Genomic DNA, 16,256 nt, shown 5'->3' with positions numbered 1-16,256 from the left:
AAAAAACAAAAAACTGACTGCACTTACGCGCAGTCAGTTTTTTTATTATTTTTACATAGTTTTCTTTAACAACTGTTGCACAACGCTCACATAATGTTTCATGTTCTGCATCTTTACCAATTGTTTCTGAAACAACCCAACAACGTTCACACGTCTCACCTGTCGCCTGTGCTACAACTACAGCTGTATGCTCATACTTTGGTGCTTCTGTTGGCGCTTCTTCAATTGTACCACCAAGTTTATACTCAGAAACGATGAATAATTGCTTTAAGTCTTCACTAATAGACTCTAACATAGCCTTCATTTCTGCAGTCGGATATAGCGTAATGCTCGCATTTAATGACTTACCAATTACTTTCTCATTACGAGCTACTTCTAACGCTTTTAAAACGTCATCTCGTAATGTCATAAATGCATCCCATTTTGCTCTTAACGCTTCTGAACCCTCTACTTCTGTAGCTTCTGGCATATTAGTTAACTGTACGCTTTCTTCTTCTGCACCAGGAACATATGGCCATACTTCATCAGCTGTATGAGGTAAGATTGGTGTTACAAGTTTCGTTAATGCAACAAGAACATCATATAATACAGTTTGAATTGCGCGACGATCCGCGTGATCTGCACCTTCAATGTATAAAATGTCTTTTGCAAAGTCTAAGTAGAATGAACTTAGATCAATTGTACAGAAGTTGTGAATTGCATGATATACAGCAGCAAAGTCATATGTTTCATATGCATCTTTTACCTTTGTAATTAAGTCATTTAACTTCACTAACATGTAACGATCTACTTCACGAAGTTCAGCTACTGCTACTGTATTTTCACTTGGATTAAAGTCATCTAAATTTCCTAATAAGAAACGGAATGTGTTACGGATTTTACGATACACTTCTGCTACTTGTTTTAAAATATCATCTGAAATACGTACATCAGATTGATAGTCAACAGAAGATACCCATAAGCGTAAAATGTCTCCGCCTAATTGATCCATAATTTTCTTCGGTACGACGATATTTCCAATCGACTTACTCATTTTACGTCCTTCACCATCTAGTACGAAACCGTGGCTTAGTACGCCTTTATATGGAGCTTTACCTGTTACAGCAACCGCTGTTGATAATGAAGAGTTAAACCAACCACGATACTGGTCAGATCCTTCTAAATATAAATCAGCTGGACGTTGTAAGTCTTCGCGCTCTTCTAATACCGCTTGATGAGAAGAACCTGAATCGAACCATACATCCATGATGTCTGTTTCTTTACGGAATTCACCATTTGGGCTACCTGGGTGTGTAAATCCTTCCGGTAATAAGTCTTTCGCTTCACGCTCGAACCATACGTTAGAACCGTGTTCACGGAATAAATCTGCTACGTGGTTAATTGTTTCATCCGTAATAATTGGATCGCCATTCTCAGCATAGAATACAGGAATTGGTACACCCCATGCACGCTGACGAGAAATACACCAGTCACCACGGTCACGAACCATGTTATGAAGACGAGTTTCTCCCCACGCTGGTACCCATTTCGTTTCCGCAACAGCTTCTAATAACTCTTTACGGAATGCTTCAATAGATGCAAACCACTGTGCTGTCGCACGGAAAATAATTGGTTTTTTCGTTCTCCAATCATGTGGGTATGAATGCGTAATGAATGTTAGTTTTAGTAACGCGCCTACTTCTTCTAATTTTTCTGTAATCGGCTTGTTAGCTTTATCATAGAATAAGCCTTCAAATCCAGGTGCTTCCTCTGTTAATACACCTTTATCGTCAACTGGACAAAGTACTTCTAATCCATACTTTTTACCAACAATAAAGTCATCTTCTCCGTGTCCTGGTGCTGTATGAACACAACCTGTACCTGCATCTGTTGTTACGTGATCTCCTAGCATAACTAATGAATCACGATCGTAGAATGGATGTTTTGCAACTGTGTACTCAAGTTCGCTACCTTTTACCGTTTTCACAACTTCAGCATTTTCCCACTCTAACGTTTTTGCAACTGTCTCAAATAGTTCAGAAGCAATAATATATTTTTCATCATTTACTTTTACGATGCTGTATTCAAGTTCTGGGTGAACAGAAATACCTAAGTTTGCAGGTAACGTCCAAGGTGTTGTTGTCCAGATAATGAATTTCTCATCACCTTCTAATACGTTCTTTCCATCTTTTACAGGGAATGCTACGTAAATAGATGCTGATTTTTTATCTTGGTATTCAATTTCAGCTTCTGCTAAAGCTGATTCACTCGTTGGAGACCAGTAAACTGGTTTTTGCCCTTTATAGATATAACCTTTTTTCGCCATATCACCAAACACTTTAATTTGTTGTGCTTCATAAGCTGGCTCTAAAGTAATGTATGGGTTATCCCAATCAGCACGTACACCTAGACGCTTAAATTGTTCACGTTGACGTTCTACTTGTTCATATGCATACTCTGCACATAACTTACGGAACTCAGCAACCGTCATTTCTTTACGCTTTACACCTTTATTTGTTAAAGCTTGTTCAATTGGTAAACCGTGCGTATCCCAACCTGGAACATATGGCGCAGAGTAACCAGTCATTGATTTATAACGAACAATAAAGTCTTTTAATACTTTATTTAATGCATGTCCCATATGAATGTCACCATTCGCATATGGAGGTCCATCATGTAGTACAAATAAAGGACGACCTTTTGTATGTTCTTGTACCTTTTCATAAATATTCATTTCAGCCCACTTTTCTTGCATTGCAGGCTCACGTTTTGGTAAATTCCCACGCATTGGGAACTCTGTTTTTGGCATTAGTAATGTATTTTTGTACTCCATGCTCAATTCCTCCTTACATGTATAAAAGAAAAGACCTAAAAAACGGAATAAAAAAGAGACTTTCTCATCCCAAAAAGGGACGAGAAAGTCTCCCGCGGTACCACCCTAGTAGATCCTATACGTATGTATACAATCCTCTTTATATTCTTAACGCGAATATAACGCCTACGCTTACTCTATTTGTTCAGCGCGGAACTCCAGGGTGATATTCCCATAATCTCCTTATCCTGAGCTTACACCATCCTCAGTTCGCTATATAAGGTATGAAAAAGGTACTTATCCCTATCTTCGTTTTTCTTAATAAATATGCTGTTTAAAATTATATGTAATAATGAGAAAAACGTCAAGCTTACACTGTTTCTTCTTTTTTCAACAGCTCGTCCACTTCGTCTTCTAACTCAATTAGTTTATCCCAATCATCGTTGTTTAACATTTCAAGCTGTGTTTCTAATAGCATACGGAAACGAGTACGGAATACTTTTGCTTGTTTTTTTAATTCTTCAATATCAAATGCCACTTTTCTTGATTTTACTAACGCTTCGTTAATGATACGATCCGCATTTTTTTCCGCTTCACGTACGATTAATTTCGCTTCTTTTTGCGCATTACGTTTCACTTCTTCCGCTGCTTCTTGTGCAACAACGATAGATTTGTTTAGCGTATCTTCAATATTAGAAAAATGATCTAACTTTCCTTCTAATTGCGCAACCTTTTCTTCTAAAGTTTTTTTCTCACGAATGACTAATTCATAATCTTTGATAATTTGATCAAGAAACTCATTTACTTGATCTTCATCATAGCCACGGAATCCGCGACCAAATTCTTTGTTATGAATATCTAATGGTGTTAACGGCACAACGCCACCTCCAAGTAGTTATCTAAATTTCCTCTTTTAATTATATCTTTTCTTCGACAAAATAGGAGGATTTCCTGCTAAAAAACCAATCATTTTAGTATACCATACAAAATTCTCCATTTGTCGCGCTTCGTTTTACCTTCTACAGAAAATATTTTACTTCTTCCGTATCCTCTAACCGAGAATACATCCCCTGGAAAACATTCATACGCAGTTTGCTCTACTGTTTTCCAATTGACTTTTACTAAGCCACCTTTTATAAGAGGCTGTACTTTCTGCCTGGATATATGTAGCATTTCAGCTAACAAAACATCTAGACGAAGTGACGAAACTGTTCCAGATTTTTCTCCCCACTTTTCACCTACACGCAAAATTTGTTCTGCTTGTACAGGCGTGAGAGATACTTTCACTTTCCCTATTGATTGTAAGTTCATTTCAATATACGATCCAACTTCTTTTGCAACTGCAATTTGGGCACGATTTTCTTGAAGCAAAATATCACCACATTTTTCTCTTGTTAAACCAAGTGACATAAATGCACCTAATATTTGCCTGTGTTCTAGCGTGTAAAATTTGGAAGGATAGTCAATTTCTAATACTTCTATTTGAAATTCCTCTTCATTTAATTCTAGATAGTCTGGATAAATTAGTGCTCTTTTTCTTTCAGATTCAGGCATCGCACCATCAAAGCGTACAGCAACCTCTCCTTGCCCTATTACCATAGAGACAATTTGTTGCTGTCTTGGATCAAGAAAATCTGTTAACTTGACTTGATGGTACTCAGCCGCCTGTTTCCACTCTAATACTTTATCCACAAAGACCTCTTCATCAGGTCTAAAATGCTCGTAGATGCTCATGCAAGTAACCTCTTATTATAAGAAATAGCGGAATAAACTTACTAAACCATTTGTAGCAAGCTTTAACGCAAGAATCGCAACGATTGGAGAGATGTCAATCATACCAAGCGGCGGAATGAACCTGCGAAATGGTTCTAAATACGGTTCACAAATACGTGCAAGAAACTCTCCAAAAGTTGATTCCTTTGCACCAGGAAACCATGATAGGAGAATGTAAATAATAAGTGCCCACGAGTAAATCTCGATAGCATAAAGTAAGACTGTTAAAACTGTTCCCATGGCGTATTACCACCTCTTTATATTTGTTTCTTCTTCTTCACCGAACAACTCTGAAATTGCACCAACAATATCTACATTTTCAGGTGTACACATAAATGTTTTCGGTCCTATTTTTTGAATATCCCCGCCTATAGCGTATACAGTACCACTTAAAAAGTCAACGATACGCACCGCTTGATCTGTAGACATTCTTTGCAAATTAATTACAACAGCTCGTCTACCTTTTAAGTGATCCGCAATCCCTTGCGCTTCCGAATATGTGCGCGGTTCTAGTAAAACAACTTTTGAAGATTGCTTCGCCGTTTCAATGCTCACAACATTTTGTTTCGGTTGCACTTTTGCAAACGGAACATCCTGTTGTTCTGGGGGATCTTGTTGCTTTTTCATGTCTGTTTGCTCCTTTTCATAACTATATTGAGCTGCTTCTTTTTCTTCTGGTGTGTCAAAAAAGAAGTATTTTACTTTTGACCAACTCATAATAACATTCTCCTTCCTTTTACGCTTTCCCTACTAAAATCGTGCCCAAACGAATATATGTAGCCCCTTCTTCAATTGCAATCGTGTAATCATTGGACATTCCCATTGATAATTCTTCACATGGCGCATGTAACAACTCTAGCTCTTGCACCTCTGCTTGTAACATACGCAATTCCTTAAAGCAGCGACGAATATCTTCCTCTTCAGCTGTAAAAGGCGCCATTGTCATTAGTCCAACCACTTCAATTTTATCAAATTCTTGCAAACTTTGAATAAATGGAATTGCTTCTTCTATCGCTAATCCTTGCTTTGATTCTTCTGATGATGTTTTCACTTGAATAAAGCATTTAATTTTCTTTTCAGCGCGTTTTTGAATTTCTTTTGCAAGCGAAAGGCGATCTAATGAATGTAAATAATCAATCTCGTTAATGATTTCTTTTACTTTTCTCGTTTGCAACGAGCCAATAAAATGCCACTTCACTTTTGAACCGAAATGCTCGTATTTTTGTAAGAAACCTTCATTTCTATTTTCACCTAAATCAATAATTCCAGCTTCAATTACTTCACTTGTTTTTTCAATTCCTACAGTTTTTGTAACTGCAACGAGCTTAATATCTTTCATCAAACGTCCAGCTCGTGCACAAGATTCTTTAATTGCTTCGTTTACAGCTGCTAAATTCGCTTGCACTGTCACTTGCTTCACTCCTCCTTAAAACCTATGAAACTCAACATTCTCCCCGTCTTACCTTGATCACGACGATGAGAGAAAAATAATTGTTCTTCACAGCTTGTACAAAGAGATGACATTACAATATGTTCTTCTTTTATACCTGCTTGTACACATAATATACGATTAACTTCTTTTAAATTAATTGCATACTGACCATCAGAAATTAATTTATAAGGAACAGATCCGTTTACTACTTGCTGTGCTGCTGTTAATACACGATCATCAACAACATAACAACATGATCCGATTGCCGGCCCAATTGCGACATGAATTTCATCACTTGAAACACCTTCTGCATTCCACTTTTGAATCATTTCTTTCGCAATCTCCGTTACAGTCCCTTTCCACCCAGCATGCGCAAGTCCTATCATATCATGTGATGGTGCATAAAAATAGAGCGGAACACAATCAGCGTAACAAGATGTTAAGAGAACATCTTTGTTCGTCGTATAAATGCCATCCGTTTTTGGGATACCGTCTTCATATGAATAAACGCCCTTACCTTTTTCTTGCAGTCCTACTTTCTCAACATGATGGTCATGAACTTGTTCAGAGCAAATCCATTTTTCTAATGGTTTTTGTAACTTATTTGCTAAAATGCGTCTATTTTCATGAACATTCTCCACGATATCATTCACATGTAATCCTAAATTCATCGCATGAAAGGAGCCTGTACTTACTCCACCATCTTTTGTCGTAAATCCAACAGTAATGTTTCCAAGTTCTTTCCACGCTTGTAAATACAGTATACCGTCCACATATTTAAATGGTTCTCTCATAACAAAGCGGCTCCTTTTAATTAAAATAACATAAAAAAGCATGGTACTTCCTGTCTATTTTACCATACTTTTATTTTTTCATAATGACAACTGAAAAAAAAGAGGAATTTGTAATATTCTTTAAGAAATTGTCGGTGTTTGTATTGATTCTGTTACAGAATTAATATTATCCACTCTCACAAGTATAACATCTTCCCCAATTTTCATAATTTTCTCCCAAGGAATTACAAATTCTACTTCCTTTCCAAATAGTCCAAGCATTCGTGTCTGCTTGGAAATAATAACTGCCCTAATCTTTCCTGTGTCTATATCAAAATCAATATCTCCAATATTTCCAAGCCTTTTTCCATCTGAAACATTCACAACATCCTTCATTTGAAACTCCGAAATTCGTATCATATTCATCCTCTCCCTTATATCATGAATTGTAAGTACGCTCTCAAATAAAGTGCAACCTTAATCAGTGGAGATTTTGTTCCTTCCTACTGACTATTACCCCATGCTAATCGGACTTTTACGGACCGCGGACTTCCACCTAACTTCTTTACTTCAGCCGAATTTTAAAGCAGGTAAACAGTATTTAACTTCTACTAATAGAACATCCATTTTATTTTCATTATATGAACCGACCTACTTTACTATGAGCGCAAAATATTACACATAAAAAAAGCCCACACCATAACTGGTGAGGGCCTTATCCTTGAATCGTCTTATTCATTTGCTTAATAGCAGACTTCTCCAAACGTGATACTTGCGCCTGAGAAATCCCAATTTCTTCGGCAACTTCCATCTGTGTCTTTCCTTGGAAGAAACGTTTTCGAATAATCATTTTCTCACGATCATTTAAACGTTTCATCCCCTCTTTCAACGCTAGTTCTTCAACCCACTGCTCGTCCTTTTGTTTTTCATCACTTAACTGATCCATAACAAAAATAGGATCTCCTCCATCATTATAAATCGGTTCAAATAATGAAACTGGGTCTTGAATAGCATCTAACGCAAAAACAATTTCTTCATGGGTCACTTCAAGAACTTTGGCAATATCCATCGCTGTCGGTTCTTTCGAGTTTTCAGCAATCAATTTCTCTCTTACTTGCAATGCTTTATACGCAATATCTCGTAACGAGCGAGATACGCGAATTGGATTGTTATCACGCAAATATCTGCGTATTTCCCCAATAATCATCGGCACAGCATACGTTGAAAATTTTACATTTTGGCCTAAATCAAAATTATCAATGGATTTCATAAGTCCAATGCAGCCAACTTGAAATAAATCATCAACATATTCTCCTCTGTTATTAAATCTTTGGATGACGCTCAGTACAAGACGTAAGTTTCCATTCACTAATTTCTCTCTTGCGCTTATCTCTCCACTTTGCATTTCACGAAATAATTTACGCATCTCTTCATTTTTTAGTACTGGAAGTTTAGCTGTATCAACACCGCAAATTTCTACTTTGTTTCTCGTCAAAGTGTTCCCTCCTATCGGGAGTTGCTGTACAGTGTAAAGTATTTCCTTTGAAGGGGATTTTATGCATGTGGTTTTTCCATCATTTTTCACAAACATCATATTTCCTAATGCACAAAAAAAGAATAGGACCAGTCTAAATACCGACTGGTCCTATTCTTCACACCATTTTATTAAATTCTTTTCGTAATCTTTTTATAATTCTTTTTTCCAAACGAGAAATATAAGACTGTGAAATTCCAAGCATATCAGCCACATCTTTTTGTGTCTTCTCTTCGCCACCAGCGAGTCCAAACCGAAGCTCCATAATTTGTTTTTCACGATCGTTTAATTGATGCAATGCTTTCATTAAAAGATGACGATCTACTGTAGCTTCTAAATCTTTTGTAATAATGTCATCATCTGTACCTAAAACATCTGATAATAACAGTTCATTTCCGTCCCAATCAATGTTAAGAGGTTCATCAAACGAAACTTCCGAACGATTTTTATTATTTCGACGCAAATGCATTAAAATCTCATTTTCTATACAACGAGATGCATATGTTGCTAATTTAATTTTCTTTTCTGGATTAAATGTATTCACTGCTTTTATAAGACCAATTGTTCCTATACTAATTAAATCCTCAATATTTATCCCTGTATTTTCAAACTTTCTTGCTATATATACAACAAGCCGTAAGTTACGTTCAATAAGCAGTGACCTCGCCGCTTGATCTCCCTTTGGCAATTTATTCAAAAGAACTTCCTCTTCTTCTTTCGTTAACGGTGGTGGCAACGCTTCACTTCCACCAATATAATAAATTTCATCGGTCTTAATTCCTAATTTCAGCAATACTTTATACCAAAGGTATACCAAATAAAATTTTAATTTCATCATATTATCCCGCCTCTCATAATTAAGCTATTACCATCTTTTGCGAAATCAACATTTTCGGATGTACAATGCATTGATACTCTCCATTGCTAGATAATTGTTGTGTATTTAATCCAATCAATACTTTATTTACAACAATCGAACTACCTTCATGATAAACTTGCACACAATCTGGCTTAATTGCCCATAAAAATTGATTCTCTACTCCTACTGCTCGGAAAGGAATTAAACGCAGTTTCGTTGCCCATCCGGAATCATTTTCTGGTATTTGAGGAATTTCTGTTTTGGAATAAATTTGTTCTGTTAACCAAACTGGCAAACAATGTTCTAATGATGAAATATGCATAATCATAACGGGTGTTTTTGTTAACGGATCATAAAGTTGGTTCCCACTATCAATTAGACCTGCTAGTTCCAATTCCTCTCCAACTAATTGAATTTTCACTTTCACGATTTGATCATAGTGTATCTTTGTGATTTCTACGCTTTCTATACGCTTTTTAGAAAAGTAATAAATTACTGGAAAACCAAAAATCACAAACAACCAACTAATTGGATCACCGTAAGAAACTGATTTAGATTGAACTAATCCATTTACCATTTCGTTCGTTTGCAAAAAGAAATGAGTTCCAATTAATCCTCCACCAACCATAAAGGTTACAAAATAAAAAGTAAAAACAGTTTGTGCATAATTTCTAAATGTTGAAAACCCAAATGCTGTATACACAATAAGTAACGAGTACAACAGTTTCATAATTGGATGTGTCATCATAGAAGCAAAAGGAGTAAAGGCGAAAATAACAATAGTTGAACCTATAAATGCTCCTAACACAAGCCTCCATCTTTTGATTCTCTTTTTTAACACGGTGGCTGTTAATAAAAGTAAAAGAAAATCAATGCAGGCGTTTAACAACCAAACAATGTCGGCGTAAACAACCAAACAATTCACCTCTTTTTTTAAGTTGAGACTAGTATAATGCATATCCAATAGGAAAGTGTGTCAATTGGTGGAGGGGTTTTTTTGTTATTTTGTGATTTCTAGACATAATCTGTCGGTAAAAAATAAAAGTGTATTTTTCATAGAATAATATGAATTTCTTACTTATATACATAATAATTGAATTATATGTAAGCAAATTTACATCCTCTTTCTCACAACTTCATCTACAAATAAAAAAAAGACCTGCTAAGCAGATCTTTTTCATTCCAATAACAAAAAAGGAGCATGAAAGCTCCTTTTCTTTTATCGTCTACGACGGTTACGTAAGAATGCTGGAATATCGATGTCATCTGAATCTGTATGACGATCATGCACAACCGGCTCTTCACGTTTCATTTCACGCTTAACTTCACGTTGTTTTGAAGGTTGAGCTACTGGTTGTTGTTGCTGTTGCGTGTGATTCGCAGTCGGACGAATAATTGGTTTTGGCGGCTGCGTCGCAGCACTATCATCAAAACCAGTTGCAATTACAGTGACAACAATATCATCTTTTAATCCTTCATTAATAACAGAACCGAAGATCATATTTACTTCTGGATCCGAAGCTGAAGCTACAATGTCTGCTGCTTCTTGTACTTCGTATAAGCTTAAGTTCGCGCCGCCCGTAATGTTCATAATAACACCTTGAGCTCCATCAATAGATGTTTCTAGTAATGGACTAGAAATAGCTTTCTTCGCAGCTTCAGCAGCACGATTTTCACCATTACCAGAACCAATACCCATTAAAGCAGAACCTCTATTAGACATAATTGTCTTTACGTCTGCAAAGTCTAAGTTAATTAAACCTGGTGTTGCAATTAAATCAGAAATACCTTGAACACCTTGGCGTAATACGTTATCAGCTTCACGGAATGCTTCTAACATCGGCGTATTTTTATCAACAATCTCTAATAAGCGATCGTTTGGAATTACAATAAGTGTATCTACATTTTCTTTAAATGCCGCAATACCAGATGCAGCTTGCGTCGCACGTTTACGTCCTTCAAATGTAAATGGACGTGTTACAACACCAACTGTTAACGCACCTAATTCTTTTGCAACTTGAGCAACAACTGGAGCTGCACCAGTTCCAGTTCCGCCACCCATACCAGCAGTTACGAATACCATATCTGCACCACGAAGTGCTTCTTGGATCTGTTCTTTACTTTCTTCCGCCGCTTTTTTCCCTACTTCAGGGTTTGCGCCTGCACCAAGTCCACGCGTTAATTTTCCACCAATTTGCATTTTTGTTTCAGCTTTTGATAGATTTAATGCTTGTGCATCAGTATTCACAGCGATAAAGTCTACACCTTGTACACCGTGTTCAATCATACGGTTTACAGCATTGTTTCCGCCGCCGCCGACACCGATAACTTTTATATTTGCTAATTGATCTTGAGTAGTATCAAACTCTAACATGTCGAAATCCCCCTAGAACCTCATTTTTCGTGTCCAATTTTAATCCCATAAATAACGGAATACACGTTTTACTTTTGACATCATACGGTCATCATTTTGATTATTATTGTTTTGATTACGAGTTTTTTGTTTCGCAGGTTGCTGTTGTACCGGCATTGGTGCTGGTACTGGTTCAAAATGCTCTTGCTTTTCCTGCACATTTTTTCCACGTAATTTAGCTTTTTGATATGAGTGTTTAATTAAGCCTACTCCCATTGTATATTGTGGCTCACGCACACCAATATAATCAGGAGTTGCTATACGAACATTTTCATGTAAGATATCATATGCAAGATCAAGAACACCTGGCATAGAAGCAATTCCACCAGTTAGTACATAGCCAGAAGCAACTTGCTTTATTCCTAACTTGTGCACTTCATCTTGAACAAACATTAAAATTTCCTCTACACGAGCCTCGATAATATCCGATAATTCCAATTGTGAATACTGTTCTGTTTGATCGCTTCCCATAATAGGAACCGTAAACATTTCTTCTTCAGATGCTGTATCATAAAAAGCATGTCCATATTTTAACTTAATTTGATCTGCATTTTCAGTTGAAGTTTTCAACCCAATCGCAATATCCTTCGTTATATGATCTCCACCTAATGGTAATACGCTCGTTGCTTGTAACTCTCCATCTTTAAAAATAGATAAAGTTGTAGAGCCTCCCCCAATATCAACAAGGGCCACTCCTCTATTTTTTTCATCTGAAGATATTGCAACTGTTGCAGCCGCTAAAGGTTGAAGACAAATATCAACAATTTCAAGACCTGCTTTTTCTACACAACGAAGTAGGTTATGTAGTAAAGTTCTCGAGCCTGTAATAAGTGTACCTTCCATTTCTAATCTTACACCGATCATCCCGCGTGGATCGTTAATCTCGTCAAGACCGTCTACAATGAACTGTCGAGGTACCACATCAATAAATTCACGTTCTGGAGCAATTGACACAACTTGTGCTGCATCTAGAACGCGTAAGACATCTTCATTTCCGATTTCACGATCTTCATTTGAAACAGCGACTACTCCATGACAAGGAAGTAGCTGTACCTGGTTTGCATTGACACCCACTACAACTTGCTCAATGTGGATTCCCACCATACGCTCAGCTTGTTCAATAGCTTTTTAATTGATCGAACAGTCTCATCTATATCGACTATCGATCCCTTCTTTAAACCATTTGATTTTACATTTCCAACACCAATTATGTTTAAGCTGTCATTAACCATTTCACCAATGATGACTTTAACATTGGATGTACCGATGTCAAGACTAACATATATTTCATTGCTGTTCATTCTTTGGCACCTCCTTCTTTATTTATACCATACAACTCAATATATGGAACAACAATCGCAACTTTACTATTTATAAGAAAAATATTCAACGTCTTTATACGTTTCCCTTTTTTAACCCTATATTTTTCTTATTTTTATTTAACATTCATTTAAGAATATCGCAGTAAACTGTGAATAACTGCTTATCTTGAAATAATTCTATTTCAAGTGTAAAGATTACCGCCAAGTATAAGTCTACACTAAGATGTACTCATAGAAAAGTGAAACTTGTACCAATCCTAGTATGAATCTAATAATTTTTACATATTTTTCATCAAATTAAGCATTCTTGCAAATTAGCATTCATATAAAAGAACATTCGTTTCATTTTATACGTAATAACGCAGTGAAAACTATCATTCTATTCTTTCTTTTCTTCAGCACCTAGTTCCTTCGTATAAGCCCCCACCTCTAAGTCAATTAACACCTTCTTACCAGGTTCAATTGTTTTTATAATAAGTGGATAAGCTTCCATCCGCTTTGCGAAATTTTGAATAGTAGTGCTCACTTCATATCCTTCATTCATATATAAAGTAAGATGATCTTCATTTGCGTTCGTTGGTGTATAACGAATTTCAGAAATAGACCTTAAAATAGTCGGCGTTAATTTTTCTAGTTCTGCAATTAACTCCTTCATTTTTTCCTCTTTAAACGGTTCAAAAATTGGTGCTGCAACTGGAAGTTTTCCATTTGGAAGTACATCTAGTGTTTTCCCATTTTCTAATAATGGTTGTAATTTCCCATCTTTGTTTATATAGCCGATGGTTAAATATTCTTCTATATGAACATCAATTTTGTTTGGGAAACGCTTTTTTACATTTACCGCTTTAATTTCTTTTCGTTTCGTTAAGTTTTCTTCTGCTTTATGTGCCGTTACTCGGAAATAACTCGTGTCATATGTCACACCTGATTCCTTCATAACTTGTTCATCTGTCATATAATGATTTCCAAACACACTTATCTTTTTTATATTACTAAGTGGAGACCGAAAGTAAATTAAAAAGAGTACTAATAAAAATAAAATCGATATGTATAAGATTAACCGATGATTAACAGGTTTTTTATTCTTTTTCTTTTGATTCTTTAGCTTTGGTACACGATCTTGTAGTTTAATCACTTTACTATTTTTCATGTACGATCCCCCTATGTAACATAAAAAACGGCATGTTCCTCATGCCGTTCTTATCTTCTTATTATAACACAAATGATAATGAGCGGAACGAATAACCGTTATCTTCCAATTATTTCTACTTCGGTATGCATATCAACACCAAATTTATCCTTAATTGTACGCTTTATCAATGTAATCAAGTCTAATACATCTTGCGCTGAGGCCACACCAGTATTAACAATAAAATTCCCATGCATTTCAGAAATTTGAGCTCCACCAATTGTATAACCACGAAGCCCTGCTTTTTCTATTAAATCTCCTGCAAAATATGGGACTGGATTTCGAAATATACTTCCTGCACAAGGATGATTCCAAGGCTGTGTTTCACGGCGATAATCTTTATTCTTTTGCATGCTTCTTACAATTTCCTTGCGTTCGCCTACCTCCAATTGGAATTCAGCTTCCAAAACAATACCAGGGCGTTTCGTTTGCAATACAGATGTACGATAAGAAAACCCCATTTCGGTATTCGTCAACCAATTAATTGTTCCATTTTCAAACAAAATACGAGCTTTCGTTAGTACACTCGATATGTCGGACTTATGAGCGCCTGCATTCATATACACTGCACCACCGACACTTCCTGGAATACCACTTGCAAATTCCAAGCCAGCTAATCCCTGTCGACTAAGTAAAGTTGACAATTTAATAAGGGGATATCCAGCACCAACTCTTACTTTATGTTTTTCGACTTCTAAGTGGTCTAATCCTTCTCCTAAACGAATAACCACACCTTCTATACCTTGATCAGATACAAGAAGATTTGAACCACGACCAATTACAGTCCACCCTGCCTTGTACTTCTTTACTAACTTTAGCGTTTTCTCAATATCAGCAACATGCTTTGGCACAATTAAAATATCAGCTGGTCCACCTATTTTCATAGTCGTGTAACGCGCTAACGGTTCATTAGCTAACACGCGACCAACATTTGCTTCTAAAAGCTCTTTTACTAATTGTTCCATAGACAATCTCCCCCATATTAAGTCTCCTTATTACAGTAATATGCAGGGCGTTCACCTAATGTTATTTTTTAATAAGCTTGTTCATTACCTCATATAGCTTATTTGCTGCATCTGGAATACCAAGTTGCTTAGCAGCCAGTTTCATATTTTGTAATGTTTGTGTATCCAATAAAATTTCATCAATATCACGAATAAGCGTTTCAGATGTTAAATCTTTTTCAAGTAGCATTTTAGCTGCTCCTTTATCAACAACTGATCGTGCATTTTTTTCTTGATGATTATTTGTTACATACGGACTCGGAATTAATACACTTGGCTTTCCTAATGCCGTTAATTCTGCAAGCGTTGTAGCCCCTGCTCTTGAAACAACAAGATCTACACCAGTCAGTACCTCTGGCATATTATGAATAAAAGGTTTAATAATAACATTATTCGGATTCCCTTTTTGTTTCACAGCTTCCATAACTTTATCATAATGTACTTCGCCTGTTACATATAATACTTCGTAACTTTTATTCCCAAATTGTTCAATCGCTTCTACAAAAGCATCGTTAATTGGTCTAGCCCCACGACTCCCACCAAAAATAAGCACGGATTTTTTAGAAAGGGATAGTCCTACCGAACGTTTTCCTTTCATTCCATTTTGATCCAATACTTCTGATGCACGTGGATTACCTGTCATAACCACTTTTGACTGTGGAAAATGTTCTGCAGCTGCTTCAAAGCAAACTGCAACTTTATCGACATAACGACTTAAAAATTTATTCGTTACACCAGGTACACTATTTTGTTCATGTACAATAGTCGGAATACCTAATTTAGCCGCAGCATATACAACTGGCCCACATACGTATCCACCCGTACCGATAACAATATCAGGATTAAAACGACGAATATATCGTTTACTATCTTGAACACCTTTTAGGAAACGCATCACCGTTTTTACATTATCAAGAGATATTTTCCGTTTAAATCCACTTATAACAATAGATTGGAACGGAATACCCGCTTTTGGTACGATGGTACTTTCTAATCCATTCTCTGTACCAATGTATAAAAACCTTGCTTCCGGATTTAATTTTTTTATTTCTCTAATTAAAGCAAGAGCTGGATAAATATGTCCTCCAGTACCCCCACCACTTACTAATACTCGCACTACTAATTCCTCCACTTCCCTGTTCTTATTCAATCGTATTTATTTCTAT

The 16,256-nt window shown here is 36.3% G+C and carries 14 protein-coding genes, 2 pseudogenes and 1 other annotated feature; all 16 genes and pseudogenes read right to left on the bottom strand.

All coding sequences use genetic code 11. The features are described from left to right. Nucleotides 1-49 precede the first annotated feature (49 nt). Nucleotides 50-2,812, bottom strand: a pseudogene (gene ileS / locus CDB3_RS05015) (isoleucine--tRNA ligase); the annotation flags it as partial. A 72-nt stretch (nt 2,813-2,884) separates the two neighbouring features. After that, nucleotides 2,885-3,110: a binding site (T-box leader), on the bottom strand. 51 nt (nt 3,111-3,161) lie between these two features. Next, entirely contained in the window at nt 3,162-3,668 is a 507-nt protein-coding gene (divIVA, locus tag CDB3_RS05010; RefSeq protein WP_097830922.1) for a septum site-determining protein DivIVA, read from the bottom strand. Between the two features lie 89 nt (nt 3,669-3,757). After that, nucleotides 3,758-4,525, bottom strand: a complete 768-nt coding sequence (locus tag CDB3_RS05005; protein ID WP_128853662.1) for a YlmH family RNA-binding protein — start codon at nt 4,523-4,525, stop codon at nt 3,758-3,760. 15 nt (nt 4,526-4,540) lie between these two features. Beyond that, nucleotides 4,541-4,804 carry a YggT family protein gene (locus CDB3_RS05000; RefSeq protein WP_097830920.1) on the bottom strand — a complete coding sequence of 88 codons (264 nt, stop codon included), beginning with the start codon at nt 4,802-4,804 and terminating at the stop codon, nt 4,541-4,543. Nucleotides 4,805-4,810: 6 nt separating this feature from the next. Further along, nucleotides 4,811-5,281 carry a cell division protein SepF gene (locus CDB3_RS04995; RefSeq protein WP_128853661.1) on the bottom strand — a complete coding sequence of 157 codons (471 nt, stop codon included), beginning with the start codon at nt 5,279-5,281 and terminating at the stop codon, nt 4,811-4,813. Nucleotides 5,282-5,300: 19 nt separating this feature from the next. After that, nucleotides 5,301-5,975 (bottom strand): YggS family pyridoxal phosphate-dependent enzyme, encoded by a 675-nt coding sequence (locus CDB3_RS04990; protein ID WP_128853673.1) that lies wholly within the window; start codon nt 5,973-5,975, stop codon nt 5,301-5,303. A gap of 5 nt (nt 5,976-5,980) precedes the next feature. Continuing rightward, nucleotides 5,981-6,790, bottom strand: coding sequence for a peptidoglycan editing factor PgeF (pgeF, locus tag CDB3_RS04985; RefSeq protein WP_002088255.1), 810 nt, complete (start codon nt 6,788-6,790; stop codon nt 5,981-5,983). Nucleotides 6,791-6,910: 120 nt separating this feature from the next. Continuing rightward, complete coding sequence (locus CDB3_RS04980) at nt 6,911-7,189, bottom strand: YlmC/YmxH family sporulation protein (RefSeq protein ID WP_128853660.1); 279 nt, start codon at nt 7,187-7,189, stop codon at nt 6,911-6,913. Nucleotides 7,190-7,484: 295 nt separating this feature from the next. Further along, a complete protein-coding gene (gene sigG, locus CDB3_RS04975) occupies nt 7,485-8,264 on the bottom strand; it encodes an RNA polymerase sporulation sigma factor SigG (protein WP_000197755.1) in 780 nt (259 codons plus the stop codon). A 157-nt stretch (nt 8,265-8,421) separates the two neighbouring features. Beyond that, nucleotides 8,422-9,141, bottom strand: coding sequence for an RNA polymerase sporulation sigma factor SigE (sigE, locus tag CDB3_RS04970; RefSeq protein ID WP_000976948.1), 720 nt, complete (start codon nt 9,139-9,141; stop codon nt 8,422-8,424). Between the two features lie 19 nt (nt 9,142-9,160). Next, complete coding sequence (gene spoIIGA / locus CDB3_RS04965; RefSeq protein WP_128853659.1) at nt 9,161-10,078, bottom strand: sigma-E processing peptidase SpoIIGA; 918 nt, start codon at nt 10,076-10,078, stop codon at nt 9,161-9,163. A gap of 303 nt (nt 10,079-10,381) precedes the next feature. Then, nucleotides 10,382-11,536, bottom strand: a complete 1,155-nt coding sequence (gene ftsZ / locus CDB3_RS04960) for a cell division protein FtsZ (RefSeq protein ID WP_097830915.1) — start codon at nt 11,534-11,536, stop codon at nt 10,382-10,384. 39 nt (nt 11,537-11,575) lie between these two features. After that, a pseudogene (gene ftsA, locus CDB3_RS04955) lies at nt 11,576-12,876 on the bottom strand (cell division protein FtsA). 400 nt (nt 12,877-13,276) lie between these two features. After that, on the bottom strand, nt 13,277-14,047 hold the full coding sequence (divIB, locus tag CDB3_RS04950; RefSeq protein ID WP_128853658.1) for a cell division protein DivIB: 771 nt from the start codon (nt 14,045-14,047) through the stop codon (nt 13,277-13,279). Between the two features lie 98 nt (nt 14,048-14,145). Next, nucleotides 14,146-15,051 (bottom strand): UDP-N-acetylmuramate dehydrogenase, encoded by a 906-nt coding sequence (gene murB / locus CDB3_RS04945; RefSeq protein ID WP_128853657.1) that lies wholly within the window; start codon nt 15,049-15,051, stop codon nt 14,146-14,148. Nucleotides 15,052-15,112: 61 nt separating this feature from the next. Next, on the bottom strand, nt 15,113-16,207 hold the full coding sequence (gene murG / locus CDB3_RS04940; RefSeq protein WP_128853656.1) for an undecaprenyldiphospho-muramoylpentapeptide beta-N-acetylglucosaminyltransferase: 1,095 nt from the start codon (nt 16,205-16,207) through the stop codon (nt 15,113-15,115). Nucleotides 16,208-16,256 lie beyond the last annotated feature (49 nt).

It is taken from the genome of Bacillus sp. CDB3, assembly GCF_002081505.1.
GTDB classification, from domain to species: domain Bacteria; phylum Bacillota; class Bacilli; order Bacillales; family Bacillaceae_G; genus Bacillus_A; species Bacillus_A cereus_AT.
Note: the sequence above shows the minus strand (reverse complement) of the source record. Positions and strands in the feature narration are given on the sequence as shown.